Source organism: Caballeronia arvi, assembly GCF_001544695.2.
Taxonomy (GTDB): Bacteria; Pseudomonadota; Gammaproteobacteria; order Burkholderiales; family Burkholderiaceae; genus Caballeronia; species Caballeronia arvi.
In genome coordinates this window covers 1-13,508 of record NZ_FCOM02000103.1, presented here as the reverse complement: position 1 = coordinate 13,508, position 13,508 = coordinate 1, and the positions used below count along the sequence as shown (strand labels likewise).

The window sequence follows — 13,508 nt, the reverse complement described above, 5'->3', positions numbered from 1 at the left end:
CCCAGCTTCTAGGATCACGATGAGTGTCCTGACTGGAAGCTTCATCCGCCTTGCACACAAAAATTTGGACAGTCCCCGTCGATTCCGCACACTGGCGATTTGAAAGACTGCTTTGCAGCTCAGACCTGACACCGGACACAGATCATACTTTCACCCAAGAGGAGCAAACGAAAAGTCGCGAATAATTCAACGACATTTAAGTCGCTACATCCCGACGGCGCGCCGGCGCACGCCCAACAATCCGTCGTTCTTCGCTACCGAATTGTCGGGCGCTGATCGCTCACCGCGGCTGTAACGATCCGGGCTTCAAAGCCCCAACTCGCTCAGTCCCGGATGATCGTCCGGCCGACGGCCCAACGGCCAGTGATACTTGCGCTCGGATTCCTTGATCGGCATATCGTTGATGCACGCATAGCGGCGTTGCATAAGGCCATCCTCGCCGAACTCCCAGTTCTCATTGCCGTAGGAGCGGAACCAGTTGCCCGAGTCGTCGTGCCATTCGTAGGCGTAGCGCACGGCAATGCGATTGCCGCCGAACGCCCACAGTTCCTTGATCAGACGATACTCGTGCTCCTTCTTCCACTTGCGCTCGAGGAACGCCTGCGCTTCCGCTCGATTGTTCGCGAACTCTGCGCGATTGCGCCATTTCGTGTCGAGCGAATAGGCGAGCGCGACCTTGGCGGCATCGCGCGAATTCCAGCCGTCTTCTGCGAGACGAACTTTCTCGATGGCCGTCTCCAGCGTGAAGGGCGGGAGCGGCGGACGAACTGCTGCGGGTGAAGTCATTTCGGATCTCCTTGTGGGGGACAGCGCGTTGTTGGTGCTCGACGTGGAGCGCGGCCCCGTCATCGTGCAACCCGAGAGGGCAAGGCCGCCGCCCGAAGCAAGCGCGGCACCGGTGCTGAGTATGAATTTTCTTCTATGCATCATTCAGAACGGTTTTGTCGGCAGGTATTTGCCGTCAAGTGTGATGACGGCCCGCTCGCCGCCTTCGGGGTCCGGGACCTTCTGAATATCGAGCTTGAAGTTGATCGCGCTGATGATGCCGTCGCCGAATTTCTCGTGAACCAGCGCCTTCAACGTCGAGCCGTACACCTGCACCATTTCGTAGAAGCGGTAGACGGTGGGATCGGTCGGCACGCCACCCGGAATGCTGCCGCGCACGGGAATGGTTTGCAGCAGGCGCACGGCGTCTGCGTCGAGCCCGAGGCGTTCGGCGACCAGCTTCGCCGCGTTTTCCGGCAGCGCATGCTGACCGAGCAGTGCGGCTGTCGTGTACGCGAGGCTCAAGCCCGTGCCTTCGTTGATGGCTTCGAACGTGAGGTTCTTGCGCACCTTCGCGTCGACGATCGTTTCCGTCAATGCTTCGCGTGTGTTCGGCGTGACTTGCGATTGGGTCATGATGTTGCTCCTTGGGTAAATCAACCTGGTGAGATCGGCAGTCGGTGTGACGAGCCGGGAATCAGAGCGCAGCCACGCACTCGGCGGGCGTCGCGGTGACATCGGGATGCACAGCGAGCGGCACGAACTGGCGAGTCGCGGCGTCGAGCGCGTCGATCGAGCCGGATTCGATGTCGTAGACCCATCCGTGCAAATTGAGGCGGCCTTGCGCGAGTCCCAGTGCAACGGAGGGGTGGGTCTTGAGGTTGTCGAGCTGGGCGATGACGTTCTCGCGCACCATCGAGTCGACGCGCTCGCGCTCGCCCGCATGTTCACGCGCCTCGTTGACGAGCCTCGCCGAGTCGGCGTAGCGCAGCCAGTTCGCGACAGCGGGCATATGGTCGAGGCACTTGCACGTCGCGACGGCCGTCATCGCGCCGCAGTCCGAGTGGCCGCATATCACCACATCCGTCACGCCGAGCGCGGCCACCGCATATTCGACCGTTGCCGACACACCGCCGGGCTCAGGACCGAACGAAGGCACGATGTTGCCGGCATTGCGGATCACGAACAGATCGCCCGGTTCGCGCTGCGTGACCAGTTCGGGAACCATGCGACTATCGGAACAGGAAATGAACAGTGTGCGCGGCGTCTGACTGGTGGCCAGCTTGCGGAACAACTCCTTGCGCGCGGGCATGATGTCCCGCTGAAACTTCAGAAAACCGTCGATGATCTCTTGCATGGTCAGCTCCATTCAATCTGGCGTTCGTTGCGGTGTCGGTCAGTGCGGTGCGTTCGACAGAGAATGGACCCGTTCCGTTATAGTGTCCAAGACGGGTTTATGATGCTCACCATAGGCAACACCAATAGTTATCGAGGACGAGGAGATTCGCCATGCTGTTGCGTCATATCCGTTACTTCCTGGCCGTCGCGGAACACCGCAATTTCACACGCGCCGCCGAGGCGCTGCACGTTTCACAGCCCACGCTGTCACAGCAGATACGGCAACTGGAAGACACGCTGCGCGCTCAGCTCCTAGACCGTTCGGGGCGGAACGTGCAACTCACGGATGCCGGCGCGGCGTGGATGCGCTATGCGAAGCTCGCGCTACAGGATCTGGATACGGGCGTGCGGGCGATACATGACGTGGGTGAACTGAGCAGCGGCAATTTGCGCCTTGCCGTGACGCCGACCTTCACGGCGTATCTCGTGGGGCCCGTGATCGATCGTTTTTATGGCCTGCATCCCGGCATCGCGATCGACATTCAGGAAATCACGCAGGATCAGATCGAAGCGCAGCTCGCCGATGACAGGCTCGACGCCGGCATCGCGTTCGAGCCCGTCCACACTGCGGAAATCGAAAGCCAGCCGTTGTTTCGCGAGACGCTGAGCCTCGTCGTCGGCGGCGGCCATGCGCGCGCGAGGCGCCGCAAGCCGCTGTCCGCGCAGGACTTCGCCAACGAACGGCTGGTGCTGCTGAACAAGGCGTTCGCGACGCGGCGTTACATCGACGAATACTGCGCGCAGAACCAGATCCGCCCGCAGGTTGCCATCGAGGTCAGTTCCATCAGTGCGATCGTCGAGATCGTGCGGCGTGGGCAGCTCGGAACCGTACTGCCCGATGGCATCGCGCGCGAGCATACCGAGCTGCACCCCGTGCTGCTCGACCCGCCGCTGCAGGCGCGCACGGCTGTGCTGCTGCAACGCAAGGACGCGTATCGGACGGCGGCGAGCAAGGCCTTCGTCCAGGTGTTGACGGAATTGACGAAGAACTTCCGACGCTGATGGAGATCGCGTACGTGACGCGCAAAGCGAACAGATCAACACGCAACGCGCGCTCCGTTAACTCCGACACCTGCGATGCCGACACCACCGGCGTGGGGTGTTGCGAAGCGACGTGCCGCCGCCACACGAAGTGCTCGAGCAGCAGCGGCACGTCTTCGCGGCGCTCGCGCAACGGCGGCAGCCCGACCTGCGTAACGTACAGCCGATACAGCAGATCCGCGCGAAAACCGCCTTCGGCGGCCAGCGCCACGAGATCGGCCTTCGATGCCGCGATCACGCGGCAATCGACGGGAATCGACTCGTTCGCGCCGAGCCGTTCCAGCGTGCGTTCCCAAGACATGCTGCGGCGTCACAACGGTAACGTCGCCGAGGCGAGCGATGCGCTCGGCATGTCGAAAAAGACGCTATGTCACAAGCTGCGTCAGCTGAAGAGCATGACCGTACGGTGAGACGGTGAGGAGTGGGCGCGACTTCGGCCAGGAACTGAATAAGATTGACGCGGCGTTGAAGACAGCCGGGGTCGAACTAAGCAACTCGAGCACCCGGGCCTAGATGCGGCAATCGCGCGAGGGAAGCTAGCAACGGCGCATTCCGGGAAGCCTGCAGTCTCGTCAGAAAGCGCGCGTTTCAACCATCACCACTACTATTAGTTCAGCCTATAGAGAATATAGGATATCGGTCTTAGACCCTATAGTCGAATCGATGCATTCTTGCTCCATCGTCACTGTTTCTTTGGAGAGAATCATGAAATCCCGCTTCCTTGCCGCACTCGTTATCGCTACATCTGTCACCAGCCCCGTTTTCGCAGGCACTGAAGGATTGACTCGCGCCCAGGTTCACGCGGAACTCGCGCAACTGCGCGCTGCGGGCTACGACCAGTCTCGTGGAGAAGCCGCCAACTACCCCGCCGAGATACAGGCGGCCGAAGCACGCCTGGCAGCGCAACGCGGAGATGCGAGCTATGGCGGTGTCGCCGCGGCAGGCGCGTCGTCAGCGGGTGTTCCCAAGACTGCCCGTCACCTCGACAACGACGGCATGGAGCCAATCTATTTCGGCCAATAATGGTCCAACGGCACTACGGATACTAGACACCACGCGATTTGAGGCGTCGCGCAGGTCCTGGCGCGTCCGCGTGCTTCATTCTCGCCACATTTCAGTCGTAACGATTCGCTCGCTAGTTTGCCTGGCGAACGAATCGAATCCGGGCAATCGCGCCGCCCATCGAACCGCGGCGAGAATTGCATCCACTGTCGAGTGGAGTCCAGCTACGACTGGTGTGCGCTAACCGATGAGGTGGAGCGAAAGTTCGCGCTACTGTTCTCGAAACGCCAAGACTGAATTGCCAGCGCGACGTGTTGTGCGCGTGTTCAGCATCAGTAGATTGCGCCCAGAATTCTTGAATCGTCCAGACGCAGCCCTCCTACCCGTCCTCATGAAGCTATATCACCATCCGCTGTCTAGCCATTCGCATCGTGCCCGGCTTTTTCCGTCGCTACTCGGACTCAACACGGACTCATTTAAATCGACTCAGCAGCAGCCGCAAACAAATCATGGCGATTTATGGGGCTCAATCCTGATAACGTTTATATCGGTCCAGCAATTTGTCGCGTCGTCTGGAATCCGAATGACCGGTGATCGCCTCAGACCGGTCACCGCATCATAGTCGTTGCGAACGTCTCAATTGGGTCGATGAACGAAACCGCTCGCGCGGTAGGGGGCTACGGCCCGACTTGGCGGGCCTTGAGAGGGGAGCGGCGCGATTCCGTATGTTGATGATCGGGGCAATCCGCCTCGTTCCTCAACGGAGCCGCATCATGACCTCCACTCAACCGGGCGTCAACCCGCTGCGTCAGCGTATGACAGACGACATGCGCATGCGCCAGCTTTCTCCCGCGACTCAAGCCGGCTATCTGCGCATTGTGCGTGAATTTGCTCGATACCTTAAGCGCTCGCCCGACACGGCGACTGTCGAAGACCTGCGAAACTACCAGTTATATCTGGTCGATCGCGGAACCTCTCCCGTTTCCCTTAATGCAGCGATCACCGGGTTGAAGTTTTTCTTCGAGATCACGCTTCAGAAACCAGAACTGATGGCTCGAATGCAGCCGGTACGCGTGCCGCGCGTACTGCCGGTTATCCTCAGCCCCGACGAGGTCCGGCGACTGATTGCGGCAACAGGTAATTTAAAGCATCAGACGGCGTTGTCGCTGGCTTACGGCACTGGGTTGCGTGCCGGCGAAGTGGTCGCACTCAAGGTGGGCGATATCGATAGCCAGCGCATGACGCTGCGCGTCGAACAGGGCAAGGGCCGTAAGGATCGCTACGCGATGCTCTCACCGGTGTTGCTCGAGCGCTTGCGGGTCTGGTGGCGCGTGGCCCGCTCGCAGGGCAAGATGCCCGATGGCGGCTGGTTATTTCCGGGACTGGATCCTGTTGACCCGCTGACTCCACGGCAACTGAATCGCGCAATTCGCGCTGCGGCCGAAGCCGCACAAATCGACAAGCGCGTATCGATGCATACGCTGCGCCACAGTTTCGCCACGCACCTGCTCGAACAGAAGGTAGATATCCGTGTGATTCAAGTGCTGCTTGGCCATAAGAAGCTTGAAACGACAGCGCTTTACGCACAGGTCGCCACCGATTTACTGCACGAAGTTGTCAGCCCGCTGGAGCGCCTGCGTACCGAGTAACACACGCGCGGTCAGACCCGATGTTGGAGGTCGCGGACATCTTCCGCGCCTGCGGGGCCACGTGGCGAGGCACGGTAGCACTGAGCCTCGGGCAGCTGAAGGTGATGTCGGCCATCGAACAGTGCCGCAGCGCGGCGCTGGGTGGACATGTGTTGCGCTGTTCGGGCTGTGCACGAACCGAGATCGCCTATAACTCGTGTCGGAATCGCCATTGCCCGAAGTGTCAGGCCAGTGCCGCACGCCGCTGGCTCGAAGCGCGTGAGGCTGATCTGCTGCCGGTCGAGTACTATCACGTCGTCTTCACGCTTCCCGCACCGATCAGTGCGATCGCCTGGTATAACAAGCGCGTCATTTACGGGCTGCTGTTCGACATCGCGGCCGAGACGCTACGCACCATCGCGGCGGACCCCAAACACCTAGGCGCCGACATTGGCACCACGCTCGTGCTGCACACATGGGGCTCCGCGCTCACGCATCATCCGCATGTGCACGGAATTGTCCCTGGCGGCGGCCTGTCAGCCAATGGTGAACGCTGGATCGCCTGTCGGCCGGGCTTCTTCTTGCCCGTGCGTGTGCTATCGCGTCTGTTTCGCAGGCGCTTCCTCGAAGCGCTCGCCGATGCTCATCTCCGTGGACGGCTCCAGTTCTTTGGTGAGTACGCGCACCTCGCCGACCGAGCGGCTTTCGCACAGTGGCTCGCGCCGCTGCGCGCCTCCGAATGGTTCGTGTACGCCAAGCGTCCGTTTGCGGGCCCTGCAGCGGTGCTCGCGTACCTGTCACGCTATACACATCGCGTCGCCATCTCCAACCAGCGCCTGCTTGCCTTTGATGAGCGAGGCGTAACCTTCCGCTGGAAGGACTACCGCAAGACAGGCCGCACCCGCTACAAGGCCATGACGCTCAACACCGGCGAGTTCATGCGCCGCTTCCTGCTCCATGTGTTGCCCGCCGGCTTCCATCGAATCCGCCACTACGGGTTACTCGCCAATCCAGTGCGCCGCGCCAACCTGGCGAAGATTCGCACGCTGCTCGGCATTTCGCCCAAACTCGGCTCATCGCCGCACGAAGCGGTCGTGGTTGAACAACCGACTTTCATCTGTCGGCACTGCGGCGCGCCGATGCTGATCATCGATACCCTGACGCGCACCGTACCGATTCGTGCACCGCCAAAGGCAGTACAGCGATGAGCACGTCGCTTCGATCTGCCATTCAACCGTCGGCTTTGCGTCAACGCGGCCGAAGAGTGGACGATTGTGCCTTCGACCTCATATGCGCTTGTACAGCCGGATTTCGACCTCGCAAGCAAATGCTGCATTGCCTCCAGTCTTGCCTCGACCTCACTTCCAGCGTTCGCATCGCTCGACGTCGACCTGCAACACAGGCCGGGCAGACTGATCAATCACCATAGCGAAAAGCTCGGCCGCCTCGGACCACCCCGCGGTTTCCTTCCTCGAGGTTTATTCAACGCCTGCCCACAGGCGTGGTCGTTGGCTCGTACGCCTTTGGTCGAGGGCAGGCGTCGAACAAACCTAAACGAAACTGTGAGTTGGCGGATGCCGGGAGCAGCCGTCCGGCTGCGCGACGCCGCTCAGGTCGGCGACCCGCCATACTGCGGACGTTCAACGCGGCCTCATCGAACGTCTCCTAAGGCCGAACAGGGAGCAGTGCCGCCCTGCTTTGCTTCGCCGGTCCCGTTCACAGCGGTCGTCCACTCAGCCTGACGACGTTCCAACGAACTCTGCGTCGATCCATCGACTGCCGAAAGCGACGTATTTCAATGCGCTCAAGTTCGCCGACGCCCGAATAGGCGTTCAGTCCGCGGGGCAACGCGGCGCGCGCCACAGTAACACGTCCAGTGGCCTGATATTATTTCGCGGCACCCGTTGAGTACACTTTCGTTCCGTCTTCGCCGATGTCATCCCGCCGCCCCTCCTCCCGAACTGCCCGGTCGCTGTTTCGAAAACCTCTCAGCAAAGAGATGTTGCTGCCCCTCCCTTCGTCAGCGGCACGGACCGTCGCATTATCGAACCACTTGACGTTCGCGGCGTGTCAATCCGGCGCTGGATCAGCGTATCTCTTCAATGAGGTCGTCCAGCTCCTCTACGTCACCTTCTTTGTGCAAGATGCGGGCTATGGGGACACGGATTTAATCATCTATGCACGCGCTGAAGCGGCTCTCGAGCGCGGTTTGCAACGCGCCGAAGTCGAGCGACTGTGGGAACTTGAGGCGGCCGAGCTACCGTTGTTTCAAGCGGTGCTGCAACAGGCCGACCGCCAACTAGCAAGCGCGCCAAAGTACGTTCATGCTGATGCACGAGACAGGCTCAAGCGGTTTGCCGCCAGCGGGCGCGCCTCGCCGCTCAGGTCCACCGCGTCGCGCCACCGACGGCGATAAGGTCATCCAGTAACGAACGCGCCATCACCTCGCCCCTACCCGCGATTCACGAGAGTCGTTCACGTGGACGACGGCCGATATAATAGTTGCCGGAATCTCACGCATTGCACCGGAGTTCTCTATGAGTCAAACCCGCGGACCAAATGCGGGATATCGGGGCAAGCCAAACAGTCGGCGCCAACCTCATCACCTGACGAGCCCCAATCGCGCAGCACGAGGCCAACCTCCTTCAAGAGCGCTTGACGACGGGCCCGCGCAGGCGTCCATTATCAAGACTCGTTCGTTGAAATTCCTCGTCGATGCAGTCGGCGCGGAGAATATTGCTTTGGCACTTGAGTCCAGCTTGGCCCGGATCGCAGAACTGCTGCGAGGAGAGAGATTCACGCCCGAGACCGCGTTCCATATGGAAACTACGCTTGGGCTACCGTCGGGCTTCTTCGACCAATCTCATCCAATTCTTTCGTCGGAGACGATTGCGCGCCTGAAGATGCCGCTCGAGTTCGTCCATACGGACGAGATCAGCGATGAAGGTGACGTCGGGAAAGCACCCGTCCTTCCGAGTGCGCAGAAGCCTTCGCTGCTTGCCAGCAGTTTGTCCGAGGACACGACAATGCCGTCTAAGAGTTCGAAAGAAGCGTCGGGCGCGCCCCAGACCCGCGTCCAAAAGTTTGCAAAGCAGGCAAGCGGTCAAGCTTCCGGAGCAGGAGATTCGCCCAAACCGCGCCCATCGCATCAAGCGGCCGGGCGGAAGCAGGCCCAAGCAAACGGCGGTGCGACAGTAGAGAGCATCAGGCAGGCCAACCTTCACGTTCTCACCACACGCAACGGTTCAAAGGTCAAGCTCGGCGCGGTCTTGGGTCTGAGCGGATCGAATATGGCGCACCGACTGCACGGAAAGAAGCGCATGGATGATGCTGAAGCCGAGCGCTTCACCGCGGGGCTTGGTCTGCCTGCGGGCTGGCTAGACACACCTCGTTCTGAAGCCGACGTTCCCGAGTCCGTCGCGCTGCTGCTGGCGCCCGCATCACGCGTGCGCGCGCCGGGCCAAGCACCCGCACCGACCGCCGCGGCACCGTATGAGGACACCCAAGCCACCGCCGCTCCGACCGGCGAGATCGACCGCGCCCTGCCCAGCTCGGCGAGCGACCCGAACAGTGAAGCATTGCCAGCCGATACCGCGGGCGAGGACGACGGCGCAGCACGCGTTCACAATGAAAACGTCATCAGTTCATCCGTCACCCGCGACGACGGTTTCGTCGAACGCGCCGAGCCAGGAACGCCAGCAGCCATGGCCGCACCGGCGGAGTCCCTGCCCGCATTCTCGATGGCAAAGCCTACAGCCACGCCACCCTCCGCCACTTTGGGAACCAGCTTAGCCGGTCTTGATGGAATCGCACCTATCGCAGAGGCGCTCTTGAAGACGCTCGCCGGCAAGGCACGCACCGGTCGCTTGGACGAACTGAAAGCGTTGGAGCTATTGCAACAAGCCGTCCTGCTATAACAGGGACGTCCAGAACTATCGTCTGGCCACGTCGGTAACAGGCGGTGATCGAGCTGACGACCGAACAGTTGCATTGGCTGCTCAACGGCATCGACATTGACGCAGTGCGCCGCCATCCGATGCGGCCTTCCGTGACGCGAGCTTGATGCCGATATCCGCGATCTGCTGCCCTTCAAACTTCGAACCACACAACTCTCTTGGGCAGCCGGCATCCGGCTAAAATATCGCCTTGGTTTCGACTCCCGCGACAACCGGAAGCTCTCTCATGACCAAGGCGATCCGTCAGGCCGTCAGCATCGCGCCGGGCCACAACAAGGCTAGCCTGTCCCGGGGACAGAAGGCATTCAACACCCTCATCAGACAGATCGAGAAGCGCCGTAACCGTCTGCGGGCGTGGGAGACCGTCATGCCGGCGTTCCAGAAAAAATACATCGACGAGCTATTGCCTCTCGAGCGGGAATCGACGGACCTGCACGTCAAGATGGTTTATCGGCTCGATCGTGCCTTCGAACAGAAAGGACTGACCAAGGCCGAGCGGCGCACCATCTCAGAGCTGATCGCCGGCCTGGCTGGCGATCTGATCGAAGAAAGCGAAGATGCGCAGTTGAAAGTTATTTACAACAGACATAGCCAATCCGACTACGATAGCGAAGCGGCGGCCGAACTCGAGGATATGAAGTTGGCGCTCGAGGCGATGCTCGGGGTTGAACTGGGCGACGACATCGACATGAGTTCGCCCGACGAACTCTTGCAGCGCGCGCATGCCACAATGGAAGAGCAGCACACGCACGAAGCAGCTGCAAATCAGGCTGCGGAAGCGCGACGCGCCAAACGGAAGAAGTCGGCAAAACAGCTCGCCGCGCAAGCCAAGCAGGAAGCAGAGCAGGCAGAGTTGAGCCAGTCGATCCGCGAAGTTTATCGAAAACTCGCCAGCGCGTTACATCCCGATCGCGAAGCGGATCCTCAGGAACGCGAACGCAAGACCGGGCTGATGCAGCGGGCCAACCAGGCTTACGGCAAAAACGATCTTCTAAAATTGCTGGAATTGCAACTGGAACTCGAGCACATCGACCAGCGCGCCATCAATGACATCAGCGAAGATCGACTAAAGCATTACAACAAGGTTCTCAGGGAGCAGCTCGGCGAACTGGACCAGGAAATCCTGCACGTCGAGGCCGGCTTCAGGCATACCTACGGAATTCCTCCATTCGTTGAAGTATCTGCCGGGACCGTCTTACGCGATCTCTCGAATGACATCGCCGGGCTCCGGCAAAGCATGCGTGATCTGGAAGCAGATCTGCTTGTGTTTGAAGACCTCAAGCAATTCAAAGGCTGGTTGAAGCACCTGAAACGTCGGCAGGCAGCCCTCCACTTCGACGAGATGCCATTCTGACCGCCCATGCGTTCCGCATGGTCTGCCCGTTGTGCGGTGAATTGGGCGCTTACGCTGACCGCTAACACACTGCGGCCGTGGACGGAGGACGACCGGGCAGCAGTACGGCGGGTCGACTCGAATCTGAAGAGACAAGAACAAAATGGTCGCGGTCAATCGTGCAACGTTAGATAATCGGTCAAGCCCTATTGCGATACGCCTATGCCCCGCTCCGCTGATCGCCCTATCAAGCGCAAGCCGCCTCGCGGCACACTGGCTCGCTACCGAGAGAGGATCGTCGAGGTGCTCGGCGAAGCTCGCGGGCAACGCGTCATGATCCGGTCCGTCCACGTGGACGGAACCGAGCGGCGCACGGCGGTAAAACTCGTGAATCTGTTGCCGTTGGACAGCCAGCTTTTCTGACAAACGGAGCGAACTCTCCTCGCCCCGTTTGCCTTACGCGCCGTTGACTGCGTCCTTGAACGCTTTGCCGGCCGTGAACTTCACCGTTTTCGCGGCGGCGATCTGAACCGTCTCGCCGGTCCGGGGGTTCCGGCCGGTCCGTGCCGCACGCGCGCCGGTGCAGAAATTCCCAAACCCGATCAACTGAACCGGATTCCCCTCGGCCACTTCGCGCGAGATTGTGCTCACAACGGCGTTGATCGCCTCTTCCACAGCGGCTTTGCTGGTTCCCGCCTGTGCGGCGACCGCGTCGATCAGTTCCTGCTTGTTCATTCGGCTTTCCTCTTTGAAATCGACTGTCATCTTACCGGACGCCGGCGAGCACCAAGGTCGACGCGTGTAACGATGTAACGATTGATACGTGCGCGCCGTGAGGCGGGTCGAGGCGAAGCGGCTAGAAGGTGACGACTATGTTGCGCGTGGGCAGACAGGGCGTCGTCGCGGAGCGATTACGCTTGGCGGAGGTAGCGGTCCGAGCTTGCGGTTTGCCGCAACGCCACGCTATTTCAGTGAACTGCCGTGGCAAGGCTACTGCTTCGGCGACCGGCCCGACGACGCGCGGAATCGCCTGTCGCGCCGGCGCGATCCGTCTGTCTAGCACTCGATCTCCCCGTGTCGCTTAGAAACAGGCGCAGCACGGCCAAGGAACGCGCGATCCGGTGCCGGACAACGCGATTCGGAGGTGCACGCCCCGCGGAACGACGCAAGTCGGCCGCGATCGCGGCCGTCTAGAGTTTGTTCAATGGTGATAAGTCGTATTATCACCATTGCGTTTAATGGCGGTGACTTGCCACTGGCGACACGCGTCGCCGGAGCGCGAGTCCATTCGGTCGGCCGACGGCTCTACTTCTAAGTACTGCGTATAGCTTTTTGTTCAATAGCTCAATGAGCGCCGCGAACCTACGCCACGCGGCGAGCGTGGTTCGGTCCGATCTCCTTTGTTTCTTTTTTGATATTGTCGACACAAAACTCGAGCGCACATAGCAGAGCAAGCTGTACGGGGAGCAATGCGTAGCCGATACGCAGATCACGGAGGCGTGCCCTCCAGTACCAAGCGCTTATGGGTAACGAAGCTGTCGTTGATGCGCTCACTGTACGCACCACTGCCTGTATATGAGCAAGCTCACGATCGGCTTCGCGGGAGGTCCGCTTCCGCGCCTCGGGCGAGGGAGGGAGGACTTGACGACTGTGATTCGCAACGCTTGCCTTCATACGTTGAGCCTTTCGCTGATTTCGTTGCAATCAGCCTACGCAGGCTCTCTGGAAGTCAAGGCGGCGGGCGAGTACCAAGCCTTTGGCCGAGGAAGTCCCGTTCACGCGGTTCGAAGTGAGGACCTAAAAGGGCGAGCAGCACCTGCTTCCACGAATAGCATTAGCCCTCGTCTCTTTCCACGCGCTTTGTCCAGGGATACCCCACAGTTGACTCAACATCGCGGATGATTCTTGCACGCGTCCTTGCCAATGGCGGCAGGAGGTAGCCGTGAACGCGTTACAGTCGCCCGTTCACCAGCCGTTCGAAGCAGTCGGCACCGCCCATCTGCCCGCCCTTGAGCATGATCTCGATGCCATGCGTGGCGGCCTCGTCGGAATGGACACGGCAGACGGTCACCCCTTGGTCGAGCGGCGCGAGATAAGACAGGCCCCACGGACGCAGAGCCTGCACACCGAAGCTGGAGGTATCGCCGCCCGCGATGCCGATGCGCTTCGGCCGGACTTCGGCGACGACATCGTACAGCAGCTCCGCGCAGCGTGCGGCGAGCGGCGAGGCGTCTGCCTTCATGTCGACGGGGGCGCGATGCGTGTAGGCGAGCACGTGACGTCCGGCGCGCAGGCCGTCGGCGATTTTCGCGCGACACTGGTCGCGATACGAGGCGTCGTGCATCGCGCACGGATCGAGTTCGACGCGCCGATACGAATGCGCCG

At 60.8% G+C, this 13,508-nt stretch carries 12 protein-coding genes and 2 pseudogenes; 8 read left to right on the top strand and 6 right to left on the bottom strand.

The genetic code is table 11. The features are described from left to right. Positions 1 to 306 precede the first annotated feature (306 nt). From AWB74_RS41655 to AWB74_RS41645, 3 genes are all read right to left on the bottom strand, one after another. Entirely contained in the window at positions 307 to 786 is a 480-nt protein-coding gene (locus AWB74_RS41655; protein ID WP_028362915.1) for a nuclear transport factor 2 family protein, read from the bottom strand. Between the two features lie 144 nt (positions 787 to 930). Continuing rightward, positions 931 to 1,401 carry a cyanase gene (gene cynS / locus AWB74_RS41650; RefSeq protein WP_061152368.1) on the bottom strand — a complete coding sequence of 157 codons (471 nt, stop codon included), beginning with the start codon at positions 1,399 to 1,401 and terminating at the stop codon, positions 931 to 933. 61 nt (positions 1,402 to 1,462) lie between these two features. Continuing rightward, entirely contained in the window at positions 1,463 to 2,122 is a 660-nt protein-coding gene (locus AWB74_RS41645; protein WP_061152372.1) for a carbonic anhydrase, read from the bottom strand. A 152-nt stretch (positions 2,123 to 2,274) separates the two neighbouring features. On the opposite strand from AWB74_RS41645, the gene cynR reads away from it, so the two are divergent. Further along, the gene (cynR, locus tag AWB74_RS41640; RefSeq protein ID WP_061152367.1) at positions 2,275 to 3,165 is read left to right on the top strand and encodes a transcriptional regulator CynR; all 891 of its coding nucleotides are present in this window, start codon (positions 2,275 to 2,277) and stop codon (positions 3,163 to 3,165) included. Here cynR and AWB74_RS41635 read toward each other — a convergent pair. Beyond that, positions 3,131 to 3,496: pseudogene (locus AWB74_RS41635) on the bottom strand (sigma 54-interacting transcriptional regulator); the annotation flags it as partial. The gene cynR and the pseudogene AWB74_RS41635 overlap by 35 nt on opposite strands. 1 nt (position 3,497) lies before the next feature. On the opposite strand from AWB74_RS41635, the pseudogene AWB74_RS48315 reads away from it, so the two are divergent. From AWB74_RS48315 to AWB74_RS41600, 7 genes and pseudogenes are all read left to right on the top strand, one after another. After that, positions 3,498 to 3,614, top strand: a pseudogene (locus tag AWB74_RS48315) (helix-turn-helix domain-containing protein); the annotation flags it as partial. A 295-nt stretch (positions 3,615 to 3,909) separates the two neighbouring features. Then, positions 3,910 to 4,227: a DUF4148 domain-containing protein gene (locus AWB74_RS41625; protein WP_061152371.1), complete on the top strand. Its 318-nt coding sequence runs from the start codon at positions 3,910 to 3,912 to the stop codon at positions 4,225 to 4,227. A 752-nt stretch (positions 4,228 to 4,979) separates the two neighbouring features. Then, positions 4,980 to 5,855: a tyrosine-type recombinase/integrase gene (locus tag AWB74_RS41620; RefSeq protein WP_061152370.1), complete on the top strand. Its 876-nt coding sequence runs from the start codon at positions 4,980 to 4,982 to the stop codon at positions 5,853 to 5,855. 20 nt (positions 5,856 to 5,875) lie between these two features. Beyond that, positions 5,876 to 7,042, top strand: coding sequence for an IS91 family transposase (locus tag AWB74_RS41615; RefSeq protein ID WP_061152365.1), 1,167 nt, complete (start codon positions 5,876 to 5,878; stop codon positions 7,040 to 7,042). A 791-nt stretch (positions 7,043 to 7,833) separates the two neighbouring features. Next, positions 7,834 to 8,250: a hypothetical protein gene (locus AWB74_RS41610; RefSeq protein WP_061152364.1), complete on the top strand. Its 417-nt coding sequence runs from the start codon at positions 7,834 to 7,836 to the stop codon at positions 8,248 to 8,250. A 121-nt stretch (positions 8,251 to 8,371) separates the two neighbouring features. Beyond that, positions 8,372 to 9,751 carry a hypothetical protein gene (locus AWB74_RS41605; protein ID WP_087039515.1) on the top strand — a complete coding sequence of 460 codons (1,380 nt, stop codon included), beginning with the start codon at positions 8,372 to 8,374 and terminating at the stop codon, positions 9,749 to 9,751. Between the two features lie 265 nt (positions 9,752 to 10,016). Beyond that, entirely contained in the window at positions 10,017 to 11,144 is a 1,128-nt protein-coding gene (locus tag AWB74_RS41600) for a J domain-containing protein (protein WP_061152363.1), read from the top strand. A 435-nt stretch (positions 11,145 to 11,579) separates the two neighbouring features. Here AWB74_RS41600 and AWB74_RS41590 read toward each other — a convergent pair whose 3' ends face one another. Beyond that, the gene (locus AWB74_RS41590) at positions 11,580 to 11,888 is read right to left on the bottom strand and encodes an HU family DNA-binding protein (protein WP_160110385.1); all 309 of its coding nucleotides are present in this window, start codon (positions 11,886 to 11,888) and stop codon (positions 11,580 to 11,582) included. Between the two features lie 1,186 nt (positions 11,889 to 13,074). Then, positions 13,075 to 13,508: nucleotide-binding domain containing protein (locus AWB74_RS41580; RefSeq protein WP_327363192.1), on the bottom strand; the 434-nt coding region annotated here is incomplete at its 5' end.